The sequence below is a fragment of the Wolbachia endosymbiont of Drosophila pseudotakahashii genome, assembly GCF_026015925.1.
GTDB lineage: Bacteria > Pseudomonadota > Alphaproteobacteria > Rickettsiales > Anaplasmataceae > Wolbachia > Wolbachia pipientis.
Map to the genome: position 1 here is coordinate 639,418 of NZ_CP110359.1, position 19,557 is coordinate 658,974.

Annotated in this window: 18 protein-coding genes and 4 pseudogenes; 16 read left to right on the forward strand and 6 right to left on the reverse strand. The window is 35.4% G+C overall.

Annotated elements, in window-relative coordinates:
- Positions 1 to 30: 30 nt before the first annotated feature.
- The 5 genes from ONI09_RS03375 to ONI09_RS03395 form a co-directional block, all read right to left on the reverse strand.
- Positions 31 to 1,269: an AAA family ATPase gene (locus tag ONI09_RS03375; RefSeq protein ID WP_265014399.1), complete on the reverse strand. Its 1,239-nt coding sequence runs from the start codon at positions 1,267 to 1,269 to the stop codon at positions 31 to 33.
- Positions 1,266 to 1,766: a hypothetical protein gene (locus ONI09_RS03380; protein ID WP_265014400.1), complete on the reverse strand. Its 501-nt coding sequence runs from the start codon at positions 1,764 to 1,766 to the stop codon at positions 1,266 to 1,268. The genes ONI09_RS03375 and ONI09_RS03380 overlap by 4 nt, the downstream gene beginning before the upstream one ends.
- Positions 1,767 to 1,803: 37 nt before the next feature.
- Complete coding sequence (locus tag ONI09_RS03385; RefSeq protein WP_226079816.1) at positions 1,804 to 2,592, reverse strand: AAA family ATPase; 789 nt, start codon at positions 2,590 to 2,592, stop codon at positions 1,804 to 1,806.
- Between the two features lie 11 nt (positions 2,593 to 2,603).
- Positions 2,604 to 3,425, reverse strand: a complete 822-nt coding sequence (locus tag ONI09_RS03390) for an ATP-binding protein (protein WP_265014401.1) — start codon at positions 3,423 to 3,425, stop codon at positions 2,604 to 2,606.
- A gap of 100 nt (positions 3,426 to 3,525) precedes the next feature.
- The gene (locus ONI09_RS03395; RefSeq protein WP_265014402.1) at positions 3,526 to 4,014 is read right to left on the reverse strand and encodes an RNA polymerase sigma factor; all 489 of its coding nucleotides are present in this window, start codon (positions 4,012 to 4,014) and stop codon (positions 3,526 to 3,528) included.
- Positions 4,015 to 4,596: 582 nt separating this feature from the next.
- Here ONI09_RS03395 and ONI09_RS03400 point away from each other — a divergent pair.
- The 16 genes and pseudogenes from ONI09_RS03400 to ONI09_RS03475 all read left to right on the forward strand — a co-directional run.
- Complete coding sequence (locus ONI09_RS03400) at positions 4,597 to 5,055, forward strand: RuvC family protein (RefSeq protein WP_265014420.1); 459 nt, start codon at positions 4,597 to 4,599, stop codon at positions 5,053 to 5,055.
- A gap of 108 nt (positions 5,056 to 5,163) precedes the next feature.
- Positions 5,164 to 6,375 carry a DNA modification methylase gene (locus tag ONI09_RS03405; protein WP_265014403.1) on the forward strand — a complete coding sequence of 404 codons (1,212 nt, stop codon included), beginning with the start codon at positions 5,164 to 5,166 and terminating at the stop codon, positions 6,373 to 6,375.
- Between the two features lie 133 nt (positions 6,376 to 6,508).
- Positions 6,509 to 8,401: a hypothetical protein gene (locus tag ONI09_RS03410; RefSeq protein WP_265014404.1), complete on the forward strand. Its 1,893-nt coding sequence runs from the start codon at positions 6,509 to 6,511 to the stop codon at positions 8,399 to 8,401.
- Between the two features lie 183 nt (positions 8,402 to 8,584).
- Positions 8,585 to 9,067 (forward strand): hypothetical protein, encoded by a 483-nt coding sequence (locus tag ONI09_RS03415; protein WP_265014405.1) that lies wholly within the window; start codon positions 8,585 to 8,587, stop codon positions 9,065 to 9,067.
- A gap of 7 nt (positions 9,068 to 9,074) precedes the next feature.
- A complete protein-coding gene (locus tag ONI09_RS03420) occupies positions 9,075 to 10,556 on the forward strand; it encodes an ankyrin repeat domain-containing protein (protein ID WP_265014406.1) in 1,482 nt (493 codons plus the stop codon).
- Positions 10,553 to 12,382, forward strand: coding sequence for a phage terminase large subunit family protein (locus tag ONI09_RS03425; RefSeq protein WP_265014421.1), 1,830 nt, complete (start codon positions 10,553 to 10,555; stop codon positions 12,380 to 12,382). The genes ONI09_RS03420 and ONI09_RS03425 overlap by 4 nt, the downstream gene beginning before the upstream one ends.
- Positions 12,375 to 12,599 carry a gpW family protein gene (locus ONI09_RS03430; RefSeq protein ID WP_264328530.1) on the forward strand — a complete coding sequence of 75 codons (225 nt, stop codon included), beginning with the start codon at positions 12,375 to 12,377 and terminating at the stop codon, positions 12,597 to 12,599. The genes ONI09_RS03425 and ONI09_RS03430 overlap by 8 nt, the downstream gene beginning before the upstream one ends.
- A 26-nt stretch (positions 12,600 to 12,625) precedes the next feature.
- Complete coding sequence (locus ONI09_RS03435) at positions 12,626 to 13,657, forward strand: PDDEXK nuclease domain-containing protein (RefSeq protein WP_265014407.1); 1,032 nt, start codon at positions 12,626 to 12,628, stop codon at positions 13,655 to 13,657.
- Positions 13,657 to 15,063 carry a phage portal protein gene (locus tag ONI09_RS03440; RefSeq protein ID WP_265014408.1) on the forward strand — a complete coding sequence of 469 codons (1,407 nt, stop codon included), beginning with the start codon at positions 13,657 to 13,659 and terminating at the stop codon, positions 15,061 to 15,063. The genes ONI09_RS03435 and ONI09_RS03440 overlap by 1 nt, the downstream gene beginning before the upstream one ends.
- A pseudogene (locus ONI09_RS03445) lies at positions 15,063 to 16,096 on the forward strand (S49 family peptidase). The gene ONI09_RS03440 and the pseudogene ONI09_RS03445 overlap by 1 nt, the downstream one beginning before the upstream one ends.
- A gap of 67 nt (positions 16,097 to 16,163) precedes the next feature.
- Complete coding sequence (locus tag ONI09_RS03450; RefSeq protein WP_265013681.1) at positions 16,164 to 16,538, forward strand: head decoration protein; 375 nt, start codon at positions 16,164 to 16,166, stop codon at positions 16,536 to 16,538.
- 43 nt (positions 16,539 to 16,581) lie between these two features.
- Positions 16,582 to 17,586, forward strand: coding sequence for a major capsid protein (locus tag ONI09_RS03455; RefSeq protein WP_265013682.1), 1,005 nt, complete (start codon positions 16,582 to 16,584; stop codon positions 17,584 to 17,586).
- A 96-nt stretch (positions 17,587 to 17,682) separates the two neighbouring features.
- Entirely contained in the window at positions 17,683 to 17,988 is a 306-nt protein-coding gene (locus ONI09_RS03460) for a head-tail joining protein (protein ID WP_264328535.1), read from the forward strand.
- A 1-nt stretch (position 17,989) separates the two neighbouring features.
- Positions 17,990 to 18,475, forward strand: a complete 486-nt coding sequence (locus ONI09_RS03465) for a phage tail protein (protein ID WP_265013683.1) — start codon at positions 17,990 to 17,992, stop codon at positions 18,473 to 18,475.
- Between the two features lie 10 nt (positions 18,476 to 18,485).
- A pseudogene (locus ONI09_RS03470) lies at positions 18,486 to 18,959 on the forward strand (hypothetical protein).
- Positions 18,946 to 19,047, forward strand: a pseudogene (locus tag ONI09_RS03475) (phage baseplate assembly protein V); the annotation flags it as partial. The pseudogenes ONI09_RS03470 and ONI09_RS03475, both read left to right, overlap by 14 nt.
- Before the next feature lie 81 nt (positions 19,048 to 19,128).
- Here ONI09_RS03475 and ONI09_RS03480 read toward each other — a convergent pair.
- Positions 19,129 to 19,269: pseudogene (locus tag ONI09_RS03480) on the reverse strand (hypothetical protein); the annotation flags it as partial.
- Between the last annotated feature and the right edge of the window lie 288 nt (positions 19,270 to 19,557).

Here is a 19,557-nt window from a genome sequence, read left to right on the forward strand (position 1 = left end):
AATAAATATCCATACCTACCTGAAGAATTTTTATGTTCTAGCTATAACGTTAGCAGTTTTCCAACATCCATTAACCTTGTTGATGAATTTTGTTGGTATAGATCTACCGTTTCTAAGTTCATATACTACTTGCAAGATATTTGTACGTTTATTGGGTTGAAATATTACTATTCCAGATGTATAAAAACTTCTTAAAGCGTTAGCACCAACGAGAGCTTGAAATGGATTCTTTTCCAATATAGAGGTAGATACTTTTTTGGTGCGATTTGTGATGATTATTCCAGCCATAGGATTAATCTTGGAACGTAGTTTTTCTATTGCATGCTGCAGACCATAGTTAACGGAATTATAAGGAGAATCAATCACAACTAAATCAAACTTTTCCTCTACCATATTTTTTATTTTTTCTATACCTTCTTCATTTAAGGTCAAATTCATCTTGTTCGTCACAATTAAGTTTTCTGTTGCTAAATGAGGAAGTTTGTTGAGTTGTTGTATACGTTCTCTAATGTAATCATATTCCATTTCATTTTGTAGATAGAATATTTTTAGCGGTCTTGTAGGTTCCATGCCAAGAAATGATCTTCCTGCTGCCAGATGTACTAATAGAGAAAGAAGAAAATGACTTTTGCCAATCTTTGGAGTACCACCTATGACCAAAAGACCACCTGGTGTCAAAATTCTTGGGCCTATTATATCTTGTGGCATTGGTGATTTGTCATTTAAGTAATGGTTTACAGAAAATGCTTTTCCTTCGTTTTGTTTTTCTTGTAATATGGAACTTCTTTCATCTTTACTGTTCAACCATGTTTCAGCAGAATCTATATTACCTTTAACTAAAGTCCAAAGGTCTATTATATTTCCTTTCTTTTCTTCGATCAGGTTGTACCAATTTCCTGCATTTTCTCCTTCCATTTCAACTATTATCTTATTTCCATTTCTACCGCCAATATAGAATTTATTTTGGTAAGATTTGCCTTCAGGTAACAAATAAGATAAATAATCTTTGATATTATTAATTAATAATGATTTTCTTTTCAAAGCATTTTTAGATGAAAAATCCATAAAATTCTCCTTGTTTATTCCAAATTTGTTCAACATATTTTTTAGACGTTTAAAGTCAAGATTAGCCAGCTCACAAACAGTTTCAAAAGATCGTGAGCGAATCCATTGACAAGCCTCTTTTTTAAGTTTAGGGTTTTTTCCTGCTGCATCCTGAATAGCTCTAGTAATAACAGCAGCCCACAACTTTCCTTCGTCATACTTCAAAATGGCAACCAATCATCTTGAAAACTTTTTTGTAATTCTGGAGTAATAACTGTAGTAATCCTATTTCTATCTCCGTATGTATTATTAGTTTCAACGCCTACTTTTGCTGTAAACTCTAAATCGTTGAAATCAGCTATAGAGTTTATTCTTCTAGCAGTAACTGCTTTCTCTGAAGTGTCATTTGCATGAATATTTCTGGATGATTCCAAAATACTACGCAGCATAGAACGTCCAGATTCTCCCCAGATGTCTTCTTCACCTTCTGCTTTGCCATTTTTGATACCTATAATCTGAAAAATCTTGCGTTTTGCATATGGGCCTTCAGTGACGGTAAATTCTACATTTAAATAGATACTGCCAGTAGTGTAGTTTTTAGTGAACCAATTTTCATAACCTCCAGGCTTTATTGCCATTTTTACCTTGACTATTGTACCTTTTGGTATTAAACTGCTTTGCGGTTTCGCGTTATTAAAATCAGTTAAAAAATCTTGTAGCATACGCTCTCCTATAAGTTGACTTTAAAGTGAAAATTAGCTATTCCATTAGCTGCCAATGACCATTTATCTTATCGACAAGTTTATTTTGCACGCGTTCACCATTACGAAGCTCAAATACTATCTGGCGTACACTACTTTCTTCATCATGAGCAAACATCACCATACCAGTACTGTAAAATCCACGTAAAGATCCAGCACCACTTAGGCCTTGGAATGGATCTTCTTCGAGCATCTTTTTTGATAATTTTTTTGTATGATGAGTAAGTACAATACAAGCATCTGGATTGACAGCACTGCGTAGCTTTTCAAGAGTCTTTTGCAGAAAAAACAGCATAGCACTATTGTCATTTTCATTTCCATATTCACTGCTAAAGATGTTACGTAATGGATCTATGGCCAAAACATCAGGTTTAAAGCGTTCATTTACAATCTCCTTAATTTCACTTATTTCATCATGATTAAATGATAAGTGCACTTTTGGCGTAATGATTAAGTTGTTAGCAGCTACATTCAAAAGTTCATTATCAAGTTGTTGCAAACGTTCTTTCATATATTCATATTCAATTTCAGTTTGCATGTAGAAGATTTTCAAAGGTCTATTTGGTGTCATACCGAGAAATGATCTACCAGCAGCCATGTAAACAAGCCAAGAGATCAAAAAGTCGCTTTTGCCAATCTTAGGAGGGCCACCAAATACTAACAAACCTCTTTTAGTTAGAATTCTTGGTGAGATTATATCCTCTGGTATTGGCGATCGATCGTCCAAGTATTCTTTCACACTGAAAAAAGGAATTTTTTGACCAATAGTTAAAAAGTTTTGTAGCATATAATAACCTCCTATATGTTGGGCGTGACAGGTTGAATTGCAAAAGCTTTAGTTTTAATTTTTGTAAGAAGTTTTCCTAGATGCGGTTCTTCAACCATATTAAGGCAACCACTTCGATCTTTAGCAGGATATCCCCAAGAATTAATCGTCTGACAGACAAATGAACGAACCTCTGTACCATCATCTTTCTTGATTCCAACCATACTGATTACTTCGTCAACTATCCCAGGAATTTCACTTGCAGTTTTAGCTCCTTCACATTGAGGTAGCCAAGCTGAGCGATTGAAATCATCGAGGTATTGTCCAAGAGTTCCAACTGTAATGATGTCTTTATTTGGAATATGTTGAAACTGATTGAGCCAAGCCATCATCTCTTGAGCAAGTAACCCATAGGCAGCTCTCATATCCTGTTTTCCTGATCTCTCAGAAAAAGCTTCAGGTTGCATTTTTGCCCATAATAGACATAAACGCGAGGCTACTGTAATACTATCGATAAAAATACATCGATACTTGAGAAACTCTGAAGAAAGCTCTTTGTATTTACTGGATACATGCTCATAGTGTCTTTGGCTATATGCTGAGTCAGATTTTAACGCAGGATTAGGACCACCTATGAGACATGCAATATCTCTTGCCTCATTCCAAGTACAAATACTTACAGAATCCCCTTGCCAATCTTGAACAGCAAGTAAACCTGCCTCAAAATCAAGACAAAGTGTTGGTTCATTTATGGTCTTTAAGAGACTAGTTTTACCTATACCATAAGGACCAAAGATGACCATTTTTATACCTGTTTGAACTTTTAGCCGTTCATTGCTGTTCATTATTTTCATTTTTCTCCCAGTACCTAAATATATATGTACGATGACCTAGGCAATTCGTCCGCAATTTACAAAAAAAAATTTTGAGCAAATATAATCGAGAGCTTATAACTTACTCTAAAATTGAGAATTTATCGCGTATTCGTTTTAGTGTGCGATAGATAGTTGTCTTTGGTATTTTGGTTATTACAGAAACTTCAGTAATAGTAAATACCTTAAGTAATTGACATACATTACTATCTTTTTCAGACAAAGTTGAAATTATATTATTTATATCAGTGTGAATTATCGCTTCGATTTCCGAGTTCCTATGATCTGGAATATCGTCGTTTATATAATCAAAAGTTATATTACGTTTTAGACACAACTGATTGCGTAACATATTGCGAGCACAATAATTAGCTAATCTAGCAACGAAAGTACTAAAACTACTTCTTTTCTCATCGTGCTGGTTAAGATATTGCCAAACCTGACAAAAAAGCTCTTGCTCTATATCTTCGAGACTTTCGTTAATAAAACAGCTTTTGGATTTAAGGCGCGAAGCTTGAAATCTCACATGTTTAACAATTGTAGAATCGATTTCTTGATAAGAATTCTTCATAAAAACTCCAAAAGTTTCATGAATAGAGATTTTTACCAAGATCTTGTATGACTAATTTATTATAAAAAAGTAGTAATAATTTTTTTATCTAAAAGAATAAAATCTTTAAAAGTTAAAATAAGATTTAAATGTTTTGATACACTGCTGAAGCTACTTTTTCATAGGTAAAAAACTACCAATTTCGTACCTAATTTCTGAATTACTAATTAGTATTTCAGAAAGCAGTAATCGTTAAATTATTGATAATATTGTCTTTTTTATGTTCTATTCCTAAAAGCTGTTTCTAAACTTAATTGGCTAAAATCGTCCAGTGAAGAGGATTTACGGATTACTGAAGTCTTATATATATTATATATATATTTAAATACAGGTAAAATATAATATATGATAATATAAATATTAGCGTAATATAAGTTATGTAAAATAGTTATTAAGATAAGTAAAGATGAAAAAACTCAAATGGCAGGATATGAAATTTTTTTTAATTTTTTTTCAAAATTGCGGACGAATTTGCGAGTCATCGTACATATATATTATACAGGGCATTGAACTTTAATTACACAAAGGAGTTTTTGTACGTCAATCTTAACGCTAGATCTCGGCAAGCAAACAGGCTGGGCAATTCTAACAGATGGAATAATTGAAAGTGGGAGCAAAAGCTTTCATGGTAGTCGTTTCAGCGGAGGTGGAATGTGTTTCTTAAACTTTTGCAATTGGCTCAATTCTTTGAAAGACATTTCTGCAGTGTATTTTGAAGAAGTAAGAAGACATCTAGGAACTGATGCAGCGCATTGTTATGGTGGGTTTTTGGCTGCTCTCTCTGCTTGGTGTGAAGAACATCATGTGCCGTACAAAGGTGTTAATGTAAAGACTATCAAACGCTTTATAGCAGGCAAAGGTAATGCAAGTAAGAGTGAAGTTATTGAAGCTGTAAAGAGAAAAGGATTTTTACCTAGAGATGATAATGAGGGGGATGATTTGGCATTAATGTTTTACGTTATGAATTTTAGTAAAGATTTTAACACATTAAAAACACCATAAAAGTGGGTCCTTTCGGCCATAATGGCTGATTTGGTGGGTTCAACTCCAGGCCTTCTTTAGCGTCAGAGATATTTTCAATATTAACTTTTTAATTAGTATAGCAATTATATGAATTTAGCAATCCACTACTATCCTGTTGAAAACCTAGTTGAATATGATCGTAATCCACGTAAAAATGACGATGTAGTCAACAGAATGTGTGCTTCTATTCGGGAATTTGGCTTTCGTATTCCAATAGTTGCAAAAAGCGATGGAACTGTGGTTGATGGTCATTTAAGACTTAAAGCAGCAAGAAAACTTGGTATGGAGAGTATTCCAGTGGTCTTAAGTGATAATCTAAATGAACCACAAACCAAAGCTTTTCGATTACTGGCAAATCAATCAGCTAATTGGGCAAAGTGGGACGATGATCTTTTGAGAGTGGAAATTCAAGAGTTAGAAGATTTGCAGTTTGATCTTAAAATGACTGGATTTGAATTGGAAAAAGTTCAAAACTTTCTTGATGATTTAGATGGTGAAAAAGAAGATCTTTCTGACTTAGTTGTTGATGACAAAAAGGTAGAAATAACAAAGCCAGGTGATCTTTGGATTTTAGATGATCATCGAATCTATTGTGGTGATAGCTCTGTAGTTGAATCATATAAAGCGCTGTTAGATGATAAAATGGCAGACATTACTGTTTGTGATCCTCCATATAACGTTGATTATGGTAATAGCCAAGACAAAAAGATATTAAATGATAATCAAGGTGAAAAGTACGAACTTTTTCTCTATGACATCTGTTCCCATATTTTAGCATATACGAAAGGTGCAATTTACATCTGCATATCATCATCAGAGTTTTCAACGTTGCAAAAAGCATTTGAGGAGGCAGGAGGAAAATGGTCAACATTTATCATTTGGGCAAAGAATCATTTTACGCTAGGCAGGTCTGATTATCAAAGACAATACGAAGCAATGCTCTATGGATGGAAAAGCGGCAATAAACGTGAGTGGCATGGAGGAAGAAATCAAAGTGATCTGTGGTTTTATGATAAGCCAACACATAATACACTACATCCAACAATGAAGCCAGTAGAGCTAATGGAGAGAGCAATAGTAAACAGCAGCAGATCAGGAGACATAGTACTTGATCCATTTAGCGGTTCTGGAAGTACACTGATTGCATGTGAGAGAACAGGAAGAATTTGTAGGACAATAGAGCTAGATTCAAAATTTGTAGATGTAACCATAAAACGTTGGCAAGTGTACACAGGTAGGGAAGCAATTCTTTCTGGTACTGATAAAACTTTTTCAGAGATTCAAGAAGAAAAACAGTAAGAAAAAAGTGGAAAAGATAACGCAAACAGAAATTTAGTAAGCCTTGGTAGTTGTAATATTAATTTACTGGTATATACCGTATTTTAATGAGTTTAGCGTAACAAATAACTTTGGATTAAATGTGGTGTACTCAATGAATCAAGAAAAGACGTTAGCTGGAGTAGTAACGTCGCAAACAAATAATGAAGCATCGTTTTCTGAAGAAGTAGAAAATAATGTTTCAAATTCTACACTATCTGTTAAGGAGAGAATTGAATTGTTTGAAAAAGGTACGAAGCAAGAACCTGACCTGAACACTGAATGCAAACTAGCTTCTTTAAATGTGATTAGCAATAGTAGCGATAGCAGTATTACAGTAAAAATAGACGAAGCAGGTGCTGATTTTTCAGTGAGTTGTTCTTCTTTAGTATTGGATGATGGTAAAGACATAGAGGACGAATTTAATGCAGTTTGTGAGGCAAATGGAATAGAATATAACCGTCCGTATTCTCTTGATCAGTTTGAGGCAGCATCCAACACATCTTCCAACCCCAAAATAGACAATACAAAAGAAATGCAAAAAGAGGAAGAGGATAAAGAATTAGGAGATAAACCAAAGCCGTTACCTAGGAATGGAATGTTGGAGAAGGACAATATTAGAAATGTAGCTCCACCTTCACCTAGAACAGCAGAAAATCATCGGTTGAGTATTATTCAGGATATTGCACCACCAAAGCTACCACATTCTTCTTTCCAATTAAATGGAGAAAAATGTGATGAGCAAGAAGCTATAGGAGAACCTATGTATGCAACTATAGACAAAAATAAAAAATTCTCGAAAAGAGGTTTAGATGGTGAAATAAACGATCAAAGTCCGGAGATGGAAAAGTCAAATTCTGAAGAAACATCAATTAAGAAAGGATCAGAAGATATAATTGGTGAACCTGTAGATCTGAATACAAAATTTTTAAAAAAGAGTTTGGAAGGAAGTGATAGTGGAATAGACAATAGAAGTGCAGAGATGACAAGATCAAATTCTCAAGTAACAGAAATGAGTGAGTCTTGTGGCAATCAAGGATGGGAGAATATGTCATTAAATCATGATAGTCCAGTTACACTTTCAACTAGCTCATCAGAAAAAAGTGATAATGAAGAAACCCCGTTAATTAAAAAAGAAAAGAAAACAAATAGAATTTTGCCAAGAGTAAAATATGCAGTGCAGCAGAAGGAATTTATAATTTTCGGTATAGCTGCTGTTGCACTTAGCGTTTCTGCAGCTTTGGTATATTTACAGGATAAAGCACAATTTATTGCATTTTTTGCAAACAGTGTCATCTATGTAACTATACCAATTCTAGCTGTTGCATTATTGGTTGCAATTAGTCCGATATTTTGTGGAATAAAGCAATTTAGAGATACTGAAGAGTGTCAAATAGGGGGAAAGAATGCGAATGAAACTTTGAATCAGGTGCTAAAGTATCAACCAAAAGATAAAGTAATAAAATCAGTCAAACTGGAATACGGCAATGGTACTCATTCGCATTTTACACTTAACGCTTGGGAGGGTAAGAACAACTTCATTAATATTGACGACAAAGTCATTAGTAGAAGAAATAAAGTAGAATCAGTAATCAAAGATAGGCCATTATTTACAGCATTATTAAGCAGTTTGGTTGCTGCAAATATAGTATTGCCTTTATTACTGTATGTAGAAGGTGGTATTAATAGTGTACAGAAGTTTTACCAGAACGCTTTGATTAATAACGTAGGGTTATCACTACTTATAGGCTCGAGTATACTTGCACTATCAGTGATATTCCTTGGAGGACATTACTACAGAAAAACAAATTGCACAAATCTTGTATATTGTGAGGAAAGAATTGAACCAGAAAAAGTTAATGGAAAGTTCATTGAGGAAATAAAGGAAGCAAGGACAAAAGTGCTTGAAGAAAACCATAGTAAAGATGCCAAATGCAGCAGTTTAACGCTAGAGCAAGTAGTGGTTGAATCTCATAACTACAAAGATGCAATTTATAGTATTAGTTGAAAATAGCCAAATTTCACTATGTAAAAAGAAAGCAGCTATAAACCGGAGTACTTCGCTCTATATTAGTAAAATATCTCTAAGACGCCGGCAAGTATAAACAGGTAGGAAATTGCTGATACTGGCAAAACCTTTTCAGAGATTCAAGAAGAAAATTCGTAGAAACAAGAGAGAGGAGAAAAAAAAGTGAAAATCACACAAACAGAATGGGCAAGAGAGATAGGAGTATCAAAGCAATATGTCTGTTATTTAGTAAAAAAAGGAATAGTTGAGTTGGAGGATGGTTTGATCAATAGAGAACAAGCAAATGAAGCGGTGGCAGCAATAAGAGATCCAAGTCATCCACTTAGGAGGAAAAATCCAGAAAACGAAAATACAAATAACCTTTCTACAATGTTGCTAAAAACGCGAATAAAAAATGAAATGGAGCGAGGAAGGTTGCTAGAAGCAAAGGCAAAAGCTGAAATAGGAGAACTTGTAGCAGTAGAGGAAGTAAAAAGTGAGGCATTTAACGTAGCAAGAGTTGTACGTAATAATTTGCTTAATATTCCAAATAGAGTTTCAGCACTGCTTGCATCACTGAGTGACACTGAAAAAATTCACGAGACGCTAACTGAAGAGATTACAAACTCACTTGAAGAATTATCTAACGCTAAATTTAAAATATAAAAAGATTTTGAATACAAAATGGCTAAGTTTAGAGTTAATAAAGTGTTTAATCAATCAACCTGGATTAGATGTTAATGTCAGAGGGTTAAACGGAAAAACTCCACTGCATTGCGCTATAGAGTTTGATGAATTAAGCATGGTAGATTTGTTACTCACGAAGAAGAACATTAATCCTTTTGTGGAAGATAATGAAGGTAAAACATCTCTTGATTACGCCAAAGAAGGGAAAAAAGCAGAAATATTACAAGCACTAATTAATAACAAGTACGGGTCAGAACAAGATAGCTTACTTCATTTAGCTGCAATGATAGGTGAAATTAATGCAGTGAGATATTTGATCAGAAAAGGTATTGACGTTAATGTACGAAATGCTTTGCATCATACGCCATTACATCTAGCAGCAGGGATAGGACATGCAGAAGTTGTAAAGATTTTGATAAGAGAAGGAAAAGCTGAAATAGATGTCTTTGATGCACGAAATCAGACACCAATGCACTATGCAGTTAATAATAAAAAGTTGGAGATAGTAAAGTTACTGCTGAAGCTTGGAGCAGATGTGAATAGTGCACGCATGGGACAAAACTCAATGAAATTGTCACCTGTGCATATAGCTGTAAGTAATACTAATTACGATGAAAGAGACTTATGTCTTGATATCCTCAAATCCTTAATAAAGGAGCCTAATGCTCAAGTCAATTTGCAAGACTATGAAAATAAAACACCACTACATTACGCTGAAAGACTTAAAACAATAGAAGTTTTACTAACGCGAGAAGATATAGACCCTCTGGTAAAAGACGATAGCGGTAAAACACCATTTGATTACGCTAAACCTGAGATAAAGAAGGCTTTGATGAGTAATAAATACGGTTCTGAAAAGAATAGTCTACTCCATTTAGCTGCACAAAGAGGAGAAATTGAGATTGTAGATGCAATTTTAAAAGAAGAAATCAATATTGATATTGTAAATAATAAAGGTCTATCACCGATTTACCTTGCTGCGGAAAAAGGGCATTTACATGTAGTAAAGTTATTGCTGAAAAAAGGAGCAAATTATACACCTGTTCTGCACTTAGCAATCAAGTCAAATAATTTAGAATTGCTAAAAACTTTATTTAAAGAAAAGAGCATCAAATTACCAGACGAGATAGGCAAGTCTGTACCAGTTTATTATAGGTGTATAGAACATAGAGATGCAAAAGTAAGAAAATACAACAATGTGATCTGTGTTTTTACCTCAGTAAGTGCAGTAGCAATAGCGGTATGTATAGGGTTAACAGCAACAACAATAAGCAGTGCAATCATTTTTGCAACAACAACAGGGATATTTGCGCTTATTATAGCACTAATGATAAGTGAGATGAGCAAAAGATATATAGAAAACGAATTTCAGAAAAAGGTATTTATGGAATTGGAGGAGTGTGGAGGAATAAACTCTACTGTTAACAATATTGAGATAGAACCAATTATGAGTAGATGCAGACAATGATATACGCTAGAGCTTTTTCTGAAGGTTTAAGACCAGATCCCCAGCTTAAAGTATCAGAGTGGGCAAATGAGTATCGAGTTTTAGCAGCAACTGCAGCATCAGAACCAGGTAAATGGAGAACGGAAAGAACTCCTTATTTAAAAGAAATCATGGATTCACTATCTCCGTCCTCACCAGCAGAAAAAGTAGTATTCATGAAAGGAGCGCAGATTGGGGGAACAGAAGCTGGTAACAATTGGATAGGCTATATTATAGATCAGACTCCTGGTCCAATGTTAGTTGTGCAGCCAACAGTTGAAATGGGAAAGCGTTGGTCAAAAGGAAGATTTGCGCCGTTAATAGAGAGTACGCCATGTTTAAAGAGTAAAGTAAAAGACCCAAGGTCAAGAGATTCAGGGAATACTGTACAAAGTAAGGAATTTCCAGGTGGAATAGTAGTAATAACTGGAGCAAACAGCAGTGTAGGACTGAGATCTATGCCAGTAAAGTATCTCTTTCTTGATGAGATTGATGCGTATCCAGGAGATTCAGGAGGAGAAGGAGATCCAGTACTGCTCAGTATTGCTCGAACTAATACATTTGCAAGGCGAAAGATTTTTTTAGTATCAACACCAACTATTCATGGAATCAGCAGAATTGAGAAGGAGTTTGAAGCAACAGATAAGAGATATTTTTTTGTACCATGTCCGCATTGTAATTATTACCAAATATTAAAATGGTCACAAATAAAATGGGAAAATAACGACTCAAGAACAGCACATTATGTCTGCATTGAATGTAGCGGCAAAATAGAAAATCATCAAAAGACAGAGATGCTGGACCGTGGAGAATGGAGACCTACTAACCCAATAAAAGGTGAGAAAAAAGGATTTCATCTTTCAAGTCTTTATAGTCCAGTTGGCTGGTATAGTTGGCAACAAGCAGTAGAAGATTTTTTGCATGCAAAAGAAAGTGAACAATTACTAAAAGTATGGATAAATACCACTTTAGGAGAAACTTGGGTAGACAAAGGAGAAGTACCAGACTGGAAGCAATTATTTAACAGGAGAGAAATTTTTCCCGTAGGCACAGTACCTAGGAGAGAAGTGGTACTTACTGCAGGAGTAGATGTCCAAAAAGATCGTCTAGAGGTAGAAGTTGTAGCATGGGGAAAAAGTCGTGAAAATTGGTCAATAGACTACCGAGTATTTGAAGGAGATACAGGAAGAGGAGAAGTATGGAAAAAGCTTTCGGAGCTCCTCAATCATCATTTTATCGGTGAAAATGGGCTTGAATACATGATAAGCATGATAGCAGTTGATGCTGGATATGCAACGCAGGAAGTATATAACTGGGTGAGAAGTCATCAGAGCTGTGGAAGAGTAATGGCAGTAAAAGGTGCAAATAAAGCACTAGTGCCGCTGAGTAGCCCAAGCAGAGTAGATATAACAGTTGGTGGTCAAAAGCTAAAGAGAGGAATAAAGCTATGGCCAGTAGGAGTATCGATATTAAAGTCAGAGCTTTTTCAATTACTTAATGTTTTAAAAGAAGAAGAGGGAAAAGCTCTACCTGGATACTGTCATTTTCCGGAGTATGCACCTGAATATTTTAAGCAGCTAACGGCAGAGCAATTAGTCAGCAAGGTAGTGAAAGGATACACTAAACAAGAGTGGCAAAAGGTAAGAGAAAGAAATGAAGTACTAGATTGCCGAATTTATGCGAGAGCAGCATCTATTGCACTTGGGATTGATCGTTGGCCAGAGAGTAAATGGAGTAGTCTAAATGAAAAACCAGAAAGTAAAAAGTCGAAGAAGATAGTGAAAAGTAAATGGATGAAAAATGTATAACGAAGAGTATTTGTTTCAAGTCGAAGAAGCGATAAAGAAACTGCAAAATGGAGAGCGAGTAGTATCAATTGCATATGGTGATCATGTTGTCCGTTATGCAGAAGTAGATATAAATGATTTACTAAGTTTAAGACAACGTATTAAGGCTGAATTGAAAATTGCAGGCATGAAACCGAAGAGAAAGATTGTTTTTTCAACGAGTAAAGGGATCATATAATGATAAAAATCGTTGAAAGGAACCGTATGACAAAAATTATAGCAAAAGAATATACAGAATTTTTAGAGCAGCTCAAAGAACAGATTGCTACTAGTCGTTATAAAGCAGCACTAGCAGTAAATAGCAAGCTTATTGTGCTTTACCACCATATTGGTACAGAGATCTTAAAGCGGCAAAAAGAACATGGCTGGGGTGCAAAGATCATTGATCAACTCAGTCGTGATTTAAGAGATGCTTTTCCTGACATGAAGGGATTTAGCATTCAAAATCTAAAATATATGAGGAGATTTGCAGAAGAATATAGAGAAAACGAAATTCGTCAACAAGCTGTTGACCAATTACCTTGGGGACACAATATCGTAATAATGTACGAAATAAAAAATAAAGAGGAAAGATTTTGGTATATTAAAAAATCATGTGAATGCGGATGGTCTCGGAATGTCTTATCCATGCAAATTGAAACAAACTTGTATAAACGCGAAGGAAAAGCAATCACAAATTTTGGTGATAAGCTTCCGTCACCTCAATCAGATTTAGCGCAGCAAACACTGAAGAATCCTTATGTATTTGATTTTTTGAGTCTTGGTAAGAAAGCTCATGAACGGGAGGTAGAAAAAGCTCTTGTAGCTCACATAGAACGTTTTCTTTTAGAGCTTGGTGAAGGGTTTGCATTTTTAGGAAGGCAGTACCATTTAAGGGTTGGAGACAGAGATTTCTATTTGGACTTGCTCTTTTATCATATTAAGCTTCGCTGCTATATTGTAATTGAGTTAAAGGCAGGTAAATTTAGGCCAGAGTATACTGGAAAGATGAATTTTTATCTCTCAGCAGTTGACGATTTATTAAGACAATCAGGTGATAATCCATCAATTGGTCTTATTCTCTACCGCTCTAAAGTTGGTGTTATAGCCGAGTACGCATTACGTGATATAAATAAACCGATAGGCCTTGCTGAATATCGAATAACTGAAAACCTACCAGAAGAGATAAAAACAGCGCTACCAACAATAGAAGAGCTAGAGGCTGAATTATTGAAAATTTCAGATAAGGAAAAGTAATGCTATTAAAATCGTTCAAACAACTATTTAGTAAGCCAAAAATCAAAAGTTCAGCCTGGGATGGAGCAGGTTCAGGAAGAAGATTTTTTCACTTTCAACCAGAGTTAGGAAGTATAAATAGCCTACTTTCTCAAAGCCTTGAGCACTTGCGTAGTAGATCACGTGATATGGTGAGAAAAAATCCATATGCAGCAAATATCATTGATACGATAGTAAGTAACTCTATTGGAACAGGAATAAAACCACAATCAAAAGCAAGAGATGGAGAATTTCGAAAGAAGGTGCAAGAATTATGGCTAAGATGGACAGATGAAGCAGACAGTAACGGAATAAGTGATTTTTATGGATTACAAGCTCTAGTATGCAGAAGTATGATAGAGGGAGGAGAATGTTTTGTACGTTTAAGAACAAGAAAGCTAGAGGATAGATTTTCTGTACCTCTGCAATTGCAAGTACTTGAGTCTGAACATTTAGACAATAAAACAAATCAAACTTTAGCAAATGGTAATGTAATAAGAAACGGGATTGAGTTTAACAAGCTTGGGCAAAGAGAGGCATATTACTTATTTAGAGAACATCCAGGCGAAGGTTCATTTGGAGAATCAGTGAGAGTACCAGCAAACGATGTTTTACATATCTATAAACCACTAAGACCTGGGCAAATTAGAGGAGAGCCATGGCTTTCTAATATACTACTAAAGCTCTATGAGCTTGATCAATACGATGATGCGGAGCTGGTGAGAAAAAAGACAGCAGCGATGTTTGCAGGGTTTATTACAAGGCTCGATCCTGAAGCAAATATTTTAGGAGAAGGTGAAAGTAATGAGCAAGGAGTAGCACTATCAGGTTTAGAGCCTGGAAAAATGCAGCTTTTAGACCCAGGAGAGGACATAAAATTTTCAGAGCCATCAGATGTTGGAGGAAGTTATGAAGCATTCATGAGACAGCAACTGAGGGCAATAGCAATAGGTACAGGAATAACATATGAGCAGCTAACAGGAGATTTAACAGGTGTTAATTATTCATCCATTCGAGCAGGGCTGATAGAGTTTCGCAGAAGGTGTGCAATGTTACAGCATAACGTGATAGTGTTCCAGTTTTGTAGACCTATTTGGAATAGATGGCTGGAATTAGCAGTACTGTGTGGAGAACTCCGTATAGATGAAAAAGTAGTAAAAGCAGCGAAAGAAGAAGTAAAATGGATACCACAGGGATTTGATTGGGTGGATCCACTGCAAGATCAGCAAGCACAGCAAATGGCAGTAAGAAATGGCTTCAAAAGTCGATCAGAGGTAGTATCAGAAATGGGTTATGATGTAGAAGAAATTGATCAAGAAATAGCAGAAGATCAAAAGCGTGCAAATAGTCTCAACTTAATGTTTGACTCTGATTGTAAAGGATTATGATGCTCTTAGGAAAACCATTAATGCTTGAACCAAGGAGTTTTGAGCTATTGTCATTAAACAATCAAAAACATCCCACGTTTAAAAACATAAAGCACTCCATCAAAAGTAGCGTAGAAAGAACTGCAATTATAGCAATACATGGAATCTTGACTAAAAAACCAGGTGCGTTTGATGAAATGCTCGGGATGACATCATATGAGCAAATAGAAGAACAAATTAAACAAGCATTAGCAGATAGTAGCATAGAGACAATTATGCTGGAAATAGATAGCCCCGGAGGAGAGGTAAACGGTATATTTGACCTAGCTGACTTTATTTATGAATCAAGAGGAAAAAAGAGGATAATAGCGATAGCAAATGATGATGCATACTCTGCTGCATATGCTATAGCTTCAAGCGCTGAGAAGGTATTTGTGAGCAGAACTTCTGGTGTTGGCAGTATTGGAGTAATAGCAAGTCATATAGATCAAAGTAGATTTGATGAAAAGCAAGGTATTAAGTACACCACAATCTTTGCTGGTAGTCGAAAGAATGATTTAAACCCACATGAGCCAATGACGTCTGAAAGTCTGGGAAGCTTACAAAAAGAAGTAGACCGACTATATGAAATGTTTGTGCAGCTGATAGCAAGGAACAGAGGTCTTTCAATTGAAAAGATTCGATCAACAGAGGCAGGGCTATATTTTGGGGAGAAAGCAGTAGAAATAGGCCTTGCAGACGGAATGACAATTCTTTCATCTATTAATAAAACAGGAGTATTACTATGAATGAACAAACTACAAATGACCTAGAAACTGATAATTTAACCAAGTATCGTACTGAAGTTCTTGAATTAATACGTTTATGTAATTTATCGAAGATGCCAGAAAAGATAGGAGAATTGATTGAGCAAAGCGTAAGTGTTGAGCAAGCCAGGGAAGTTTTAATGGAACTGCTAGCAGAGCGAACGAAGAAGACAGAAATACTAAGTGCAATACCACAGAATTCAGGAGAAGATTTAATGATACAGGTAGCAAGAAGTCGTAGGAGTTAAAGTATTTTTATAACCGCCGTATATAGCATTGATAAAAGCGGCGGTAAGTAGTTAAGGAGAGAAATTTATGAGTTGTATAATCGAACAAAATAATCTAGGTGACTTATTAAAGTATGAGGCATCAAGTCTATATTCAAGAGACCAAATAACGGTAGCTAAAGGTCAAAATATCAAACTTGGTGCAGTAGTTGCCAAAAAGACGGACGATGGTTTTATTAGGGTACTTAATCCAGCTGGAACAGATGGCACACAAATAGCGATAGGTGTGATAACAAGCGATGTAAATAACAAAGATGGAGATACTAAAGCAATAATAATTACTCGTATTGCCCTTCTTGCGGATCATGCAGTTGTATGGCCAGCAAATATCACTGAAGAACAGAAAGCTGAAGCAATAAAGCAACTTGAAGAACGAGGAATCATTATCCGTAAAGCGGCCTAAAGCTATATTAAACAATAAAAAACACAAAGGGGGAAAAGAAAAAATGCAAAATCCATTTACAAATTCAGCATTTAGTATGACGGCACTAACAAATGCGATGAATATATTGCCGATAAATTATGGACGAGTTGAAAATTTAAATTTATTTCCAAGTAGGTCAGTAAGATTTAGACATATTACCATAGAAGAACATAATGGAGTTTTAAGCCTATTGCCAACGCAAATTCCAGGAGCACCAGCAACAGTAGGAAAACGTGGCAAAAGAAAGGTAAGAACATTTACGATTCCACATATTCCACATGATGATGTAGTGTTACCAGAGGAAGTACAGGAAATAAGGGCATTTGGATCAGAGAGTGAACTTAAAGCGCTGGCAGATGTAATAACTGATCATTTGCAGCTAATGAGAAACAAACATGCGATAACATTAGAACATTTGCGGATGGGAGCGCTGAAAGGAATAATTTTAGATGCTGATGGCAGTGAATTATTAAATCTGTACAACGAATTTGAAATCACACCAAAAGTAGTAAATTTTGCACTAGGAACAGCAACAACAGATGTAAAACGTAAGTGTCTGGAAGTACTCCGGCATATAGAAGATAATCTAAGTGGTGAATATATGACAGGAGTTCATGCCTTGGTAAGCCCTGAGTTTTTTGATGCACTAACTTCTCATGCTAAAGTAAAAGAAGCATATGAAAGATGGCAAGAAGGAGCAGCGCTAAGGAACGATATGAGATCAGGATTTACGTTTTGTGGAATAACATTTGAGGAATACAGAGGACAAGCAACTGATCCTGAAGGAACGGTGAGAAGATTTATTGAGAAAGATACAGGGCACTGTTTTCCACTAGGAACAGCAAGTACATTTACAACATATTTTGCACCAGCAGATTTTAATGAGACAGTAAATACTCTTGGACAGCCACTATATGCAAAACAAGAACCAAGGAGGTTTGATAGAGGAACAGATTTACATACGCAGTCAAATCCATTGCCAATGTGCCATAGACCTGGCGTATTAGTAAAAGTCGCTATAGCTTAACATACTGGTAGAGTAATTACAAGTTGGTGAGGCACAGAAAGACTCTACCGGTATGCGCTTTCTTAGCATGTAAAGGTTAGTATATCAAAAAGAAATATGCAAGAGAATATTAAGCGATTATTAGAAGATTGTTTTGCCCATTTAGGAGAAGTAGCTTTGTATGAGTCGAAAAATAAGGCGTACATGGTACAAGTATTAAAGCAACAGCCAGATAAATTATACGAGATTGGTGAAGGACAATTTGTGGAAGAAACTTTAGCGTTAGAAGTAAGTGCGTTTGATGTGTTAAAGCCAATAGTAGGAGATGTTTTTGTTATAGGTGATCGAAGATATAAAGTACACTCACCGCCACTTAGAGACAAGTCTGGAATAACGTGGAAAATAAAAGCGTCTGGGGTGTAAAATGTCTGTTCATATAGAAGTTGAGGTAATAGAAAGTGTAAATGCTAAAAGAAGAAAAGTAGAATTAGCAACGGTAAAGGCATTAAACAAAACGGCACTATGGTTAAAAGCGCAAGCAGCTAAGGAAATCAGTGAGGAAAAGAAGATAAAATTAAGTTTGATAAGAAAGAGATTAAGAATTTTTAAGGCGAAAACTAGCAGATTAGACGTGTTAATTAGAGCAAATCTCTATGACATTAGAGCATCGACAATTGGTAAAATACAAAAAACAAGAAGGGGATCGAAAGTAGGAAAGCACCAATTTATAGGAGGATTTGCAGCAGTTATGCCAAAAGGAAATAGCGGTATTTTTAAACGTGAAGGAAGAGCAGCATTGCCAATAAAGGAAGTTAAATTGTCACTGAAACCAGAGGCTTCAAGGATAATAGGGAGTCTTGTTAATTATGAGGTTGAGAAAGTCTTTACAAAATTTTTGAACGTCAATTGAGCTATAAAGGATGAATTTGAAAGATTTACATGATAAAATTTGTACCACGCTGAAGAAAGAAATTTCTGCGATACAAACATGCGAAGTATATCCAGCAATAAGGAAAGAATTAGTAGCACCGGCAGTATTTGTGGAACTTAGTGGCTTTGAAAAAGGACATGATCCAGGAACAGAAGAATTAGCGCTGAAAGCAAGATTTGAGGCACGAATTGTGATTGATAGCACAATATAAAATGCCGCTATTATTGTCAGATCTTTAGCTAGCGAAGTTGCAAAAGTAGTAAATAAAAATACTTGGAATGTGGAAAATGTTTCGCCAGGAGAATTTATATCAGGAGGAGGAGATGATTTTAGGCCAGAGCTTGATGCATATTTAGTGTGGTTAGTAGAGTGGACTCATGAAGTGCATGCGGGTAAATCAGTATGGTCAACTGGCATAATGCCACATGTTATTGATATAGGTGAAGTGCATGTTAGACCATAGTTTTGCAATTTCAGAGCTAAATAGAAAAGTAGCGAATATCATTCGTATAGAAGTTGTAAAAGAAATAGATTATGAAAAAGCAAATATCACCTAATTTGACTTTATCAGTGATACTTTTTGGTAATAGCCTACAAAAATCTTCTCTTAGTTGATGTGCTAAAGCATCCTGATGAACTGCACAGACTCCATGATAACCTGCTAAATCTAATACAAAAGTCCATAGTGCTTGTGTAAATGATTTTCCAGATCCTGTTGCCATAGCAATTAATACATCAGGATTTTTTGTATCACCATTTACATAATTTATCATTTGATAAAGGTTGGATATATGTATTGGATAGAGATCAATTTTGTCTGGTCCACCGATAATATGCTCATCTATTTTAGTATTAAAAGCATAATTACCGTTATTATCACAACTAAACGTCAATTCATGTGAACTACATAAATCAAGGAAATCATCGTCATTATACTTATTTTTCGGTTTAAACTCAATGTTTTGAGTCTGAGTTCCTTGACTGCTATCACTTTCATAACCTGAATCTTCACGGTCAGATACTATAGTACCAGTAATCTTTACATCATATTTATCATCAGA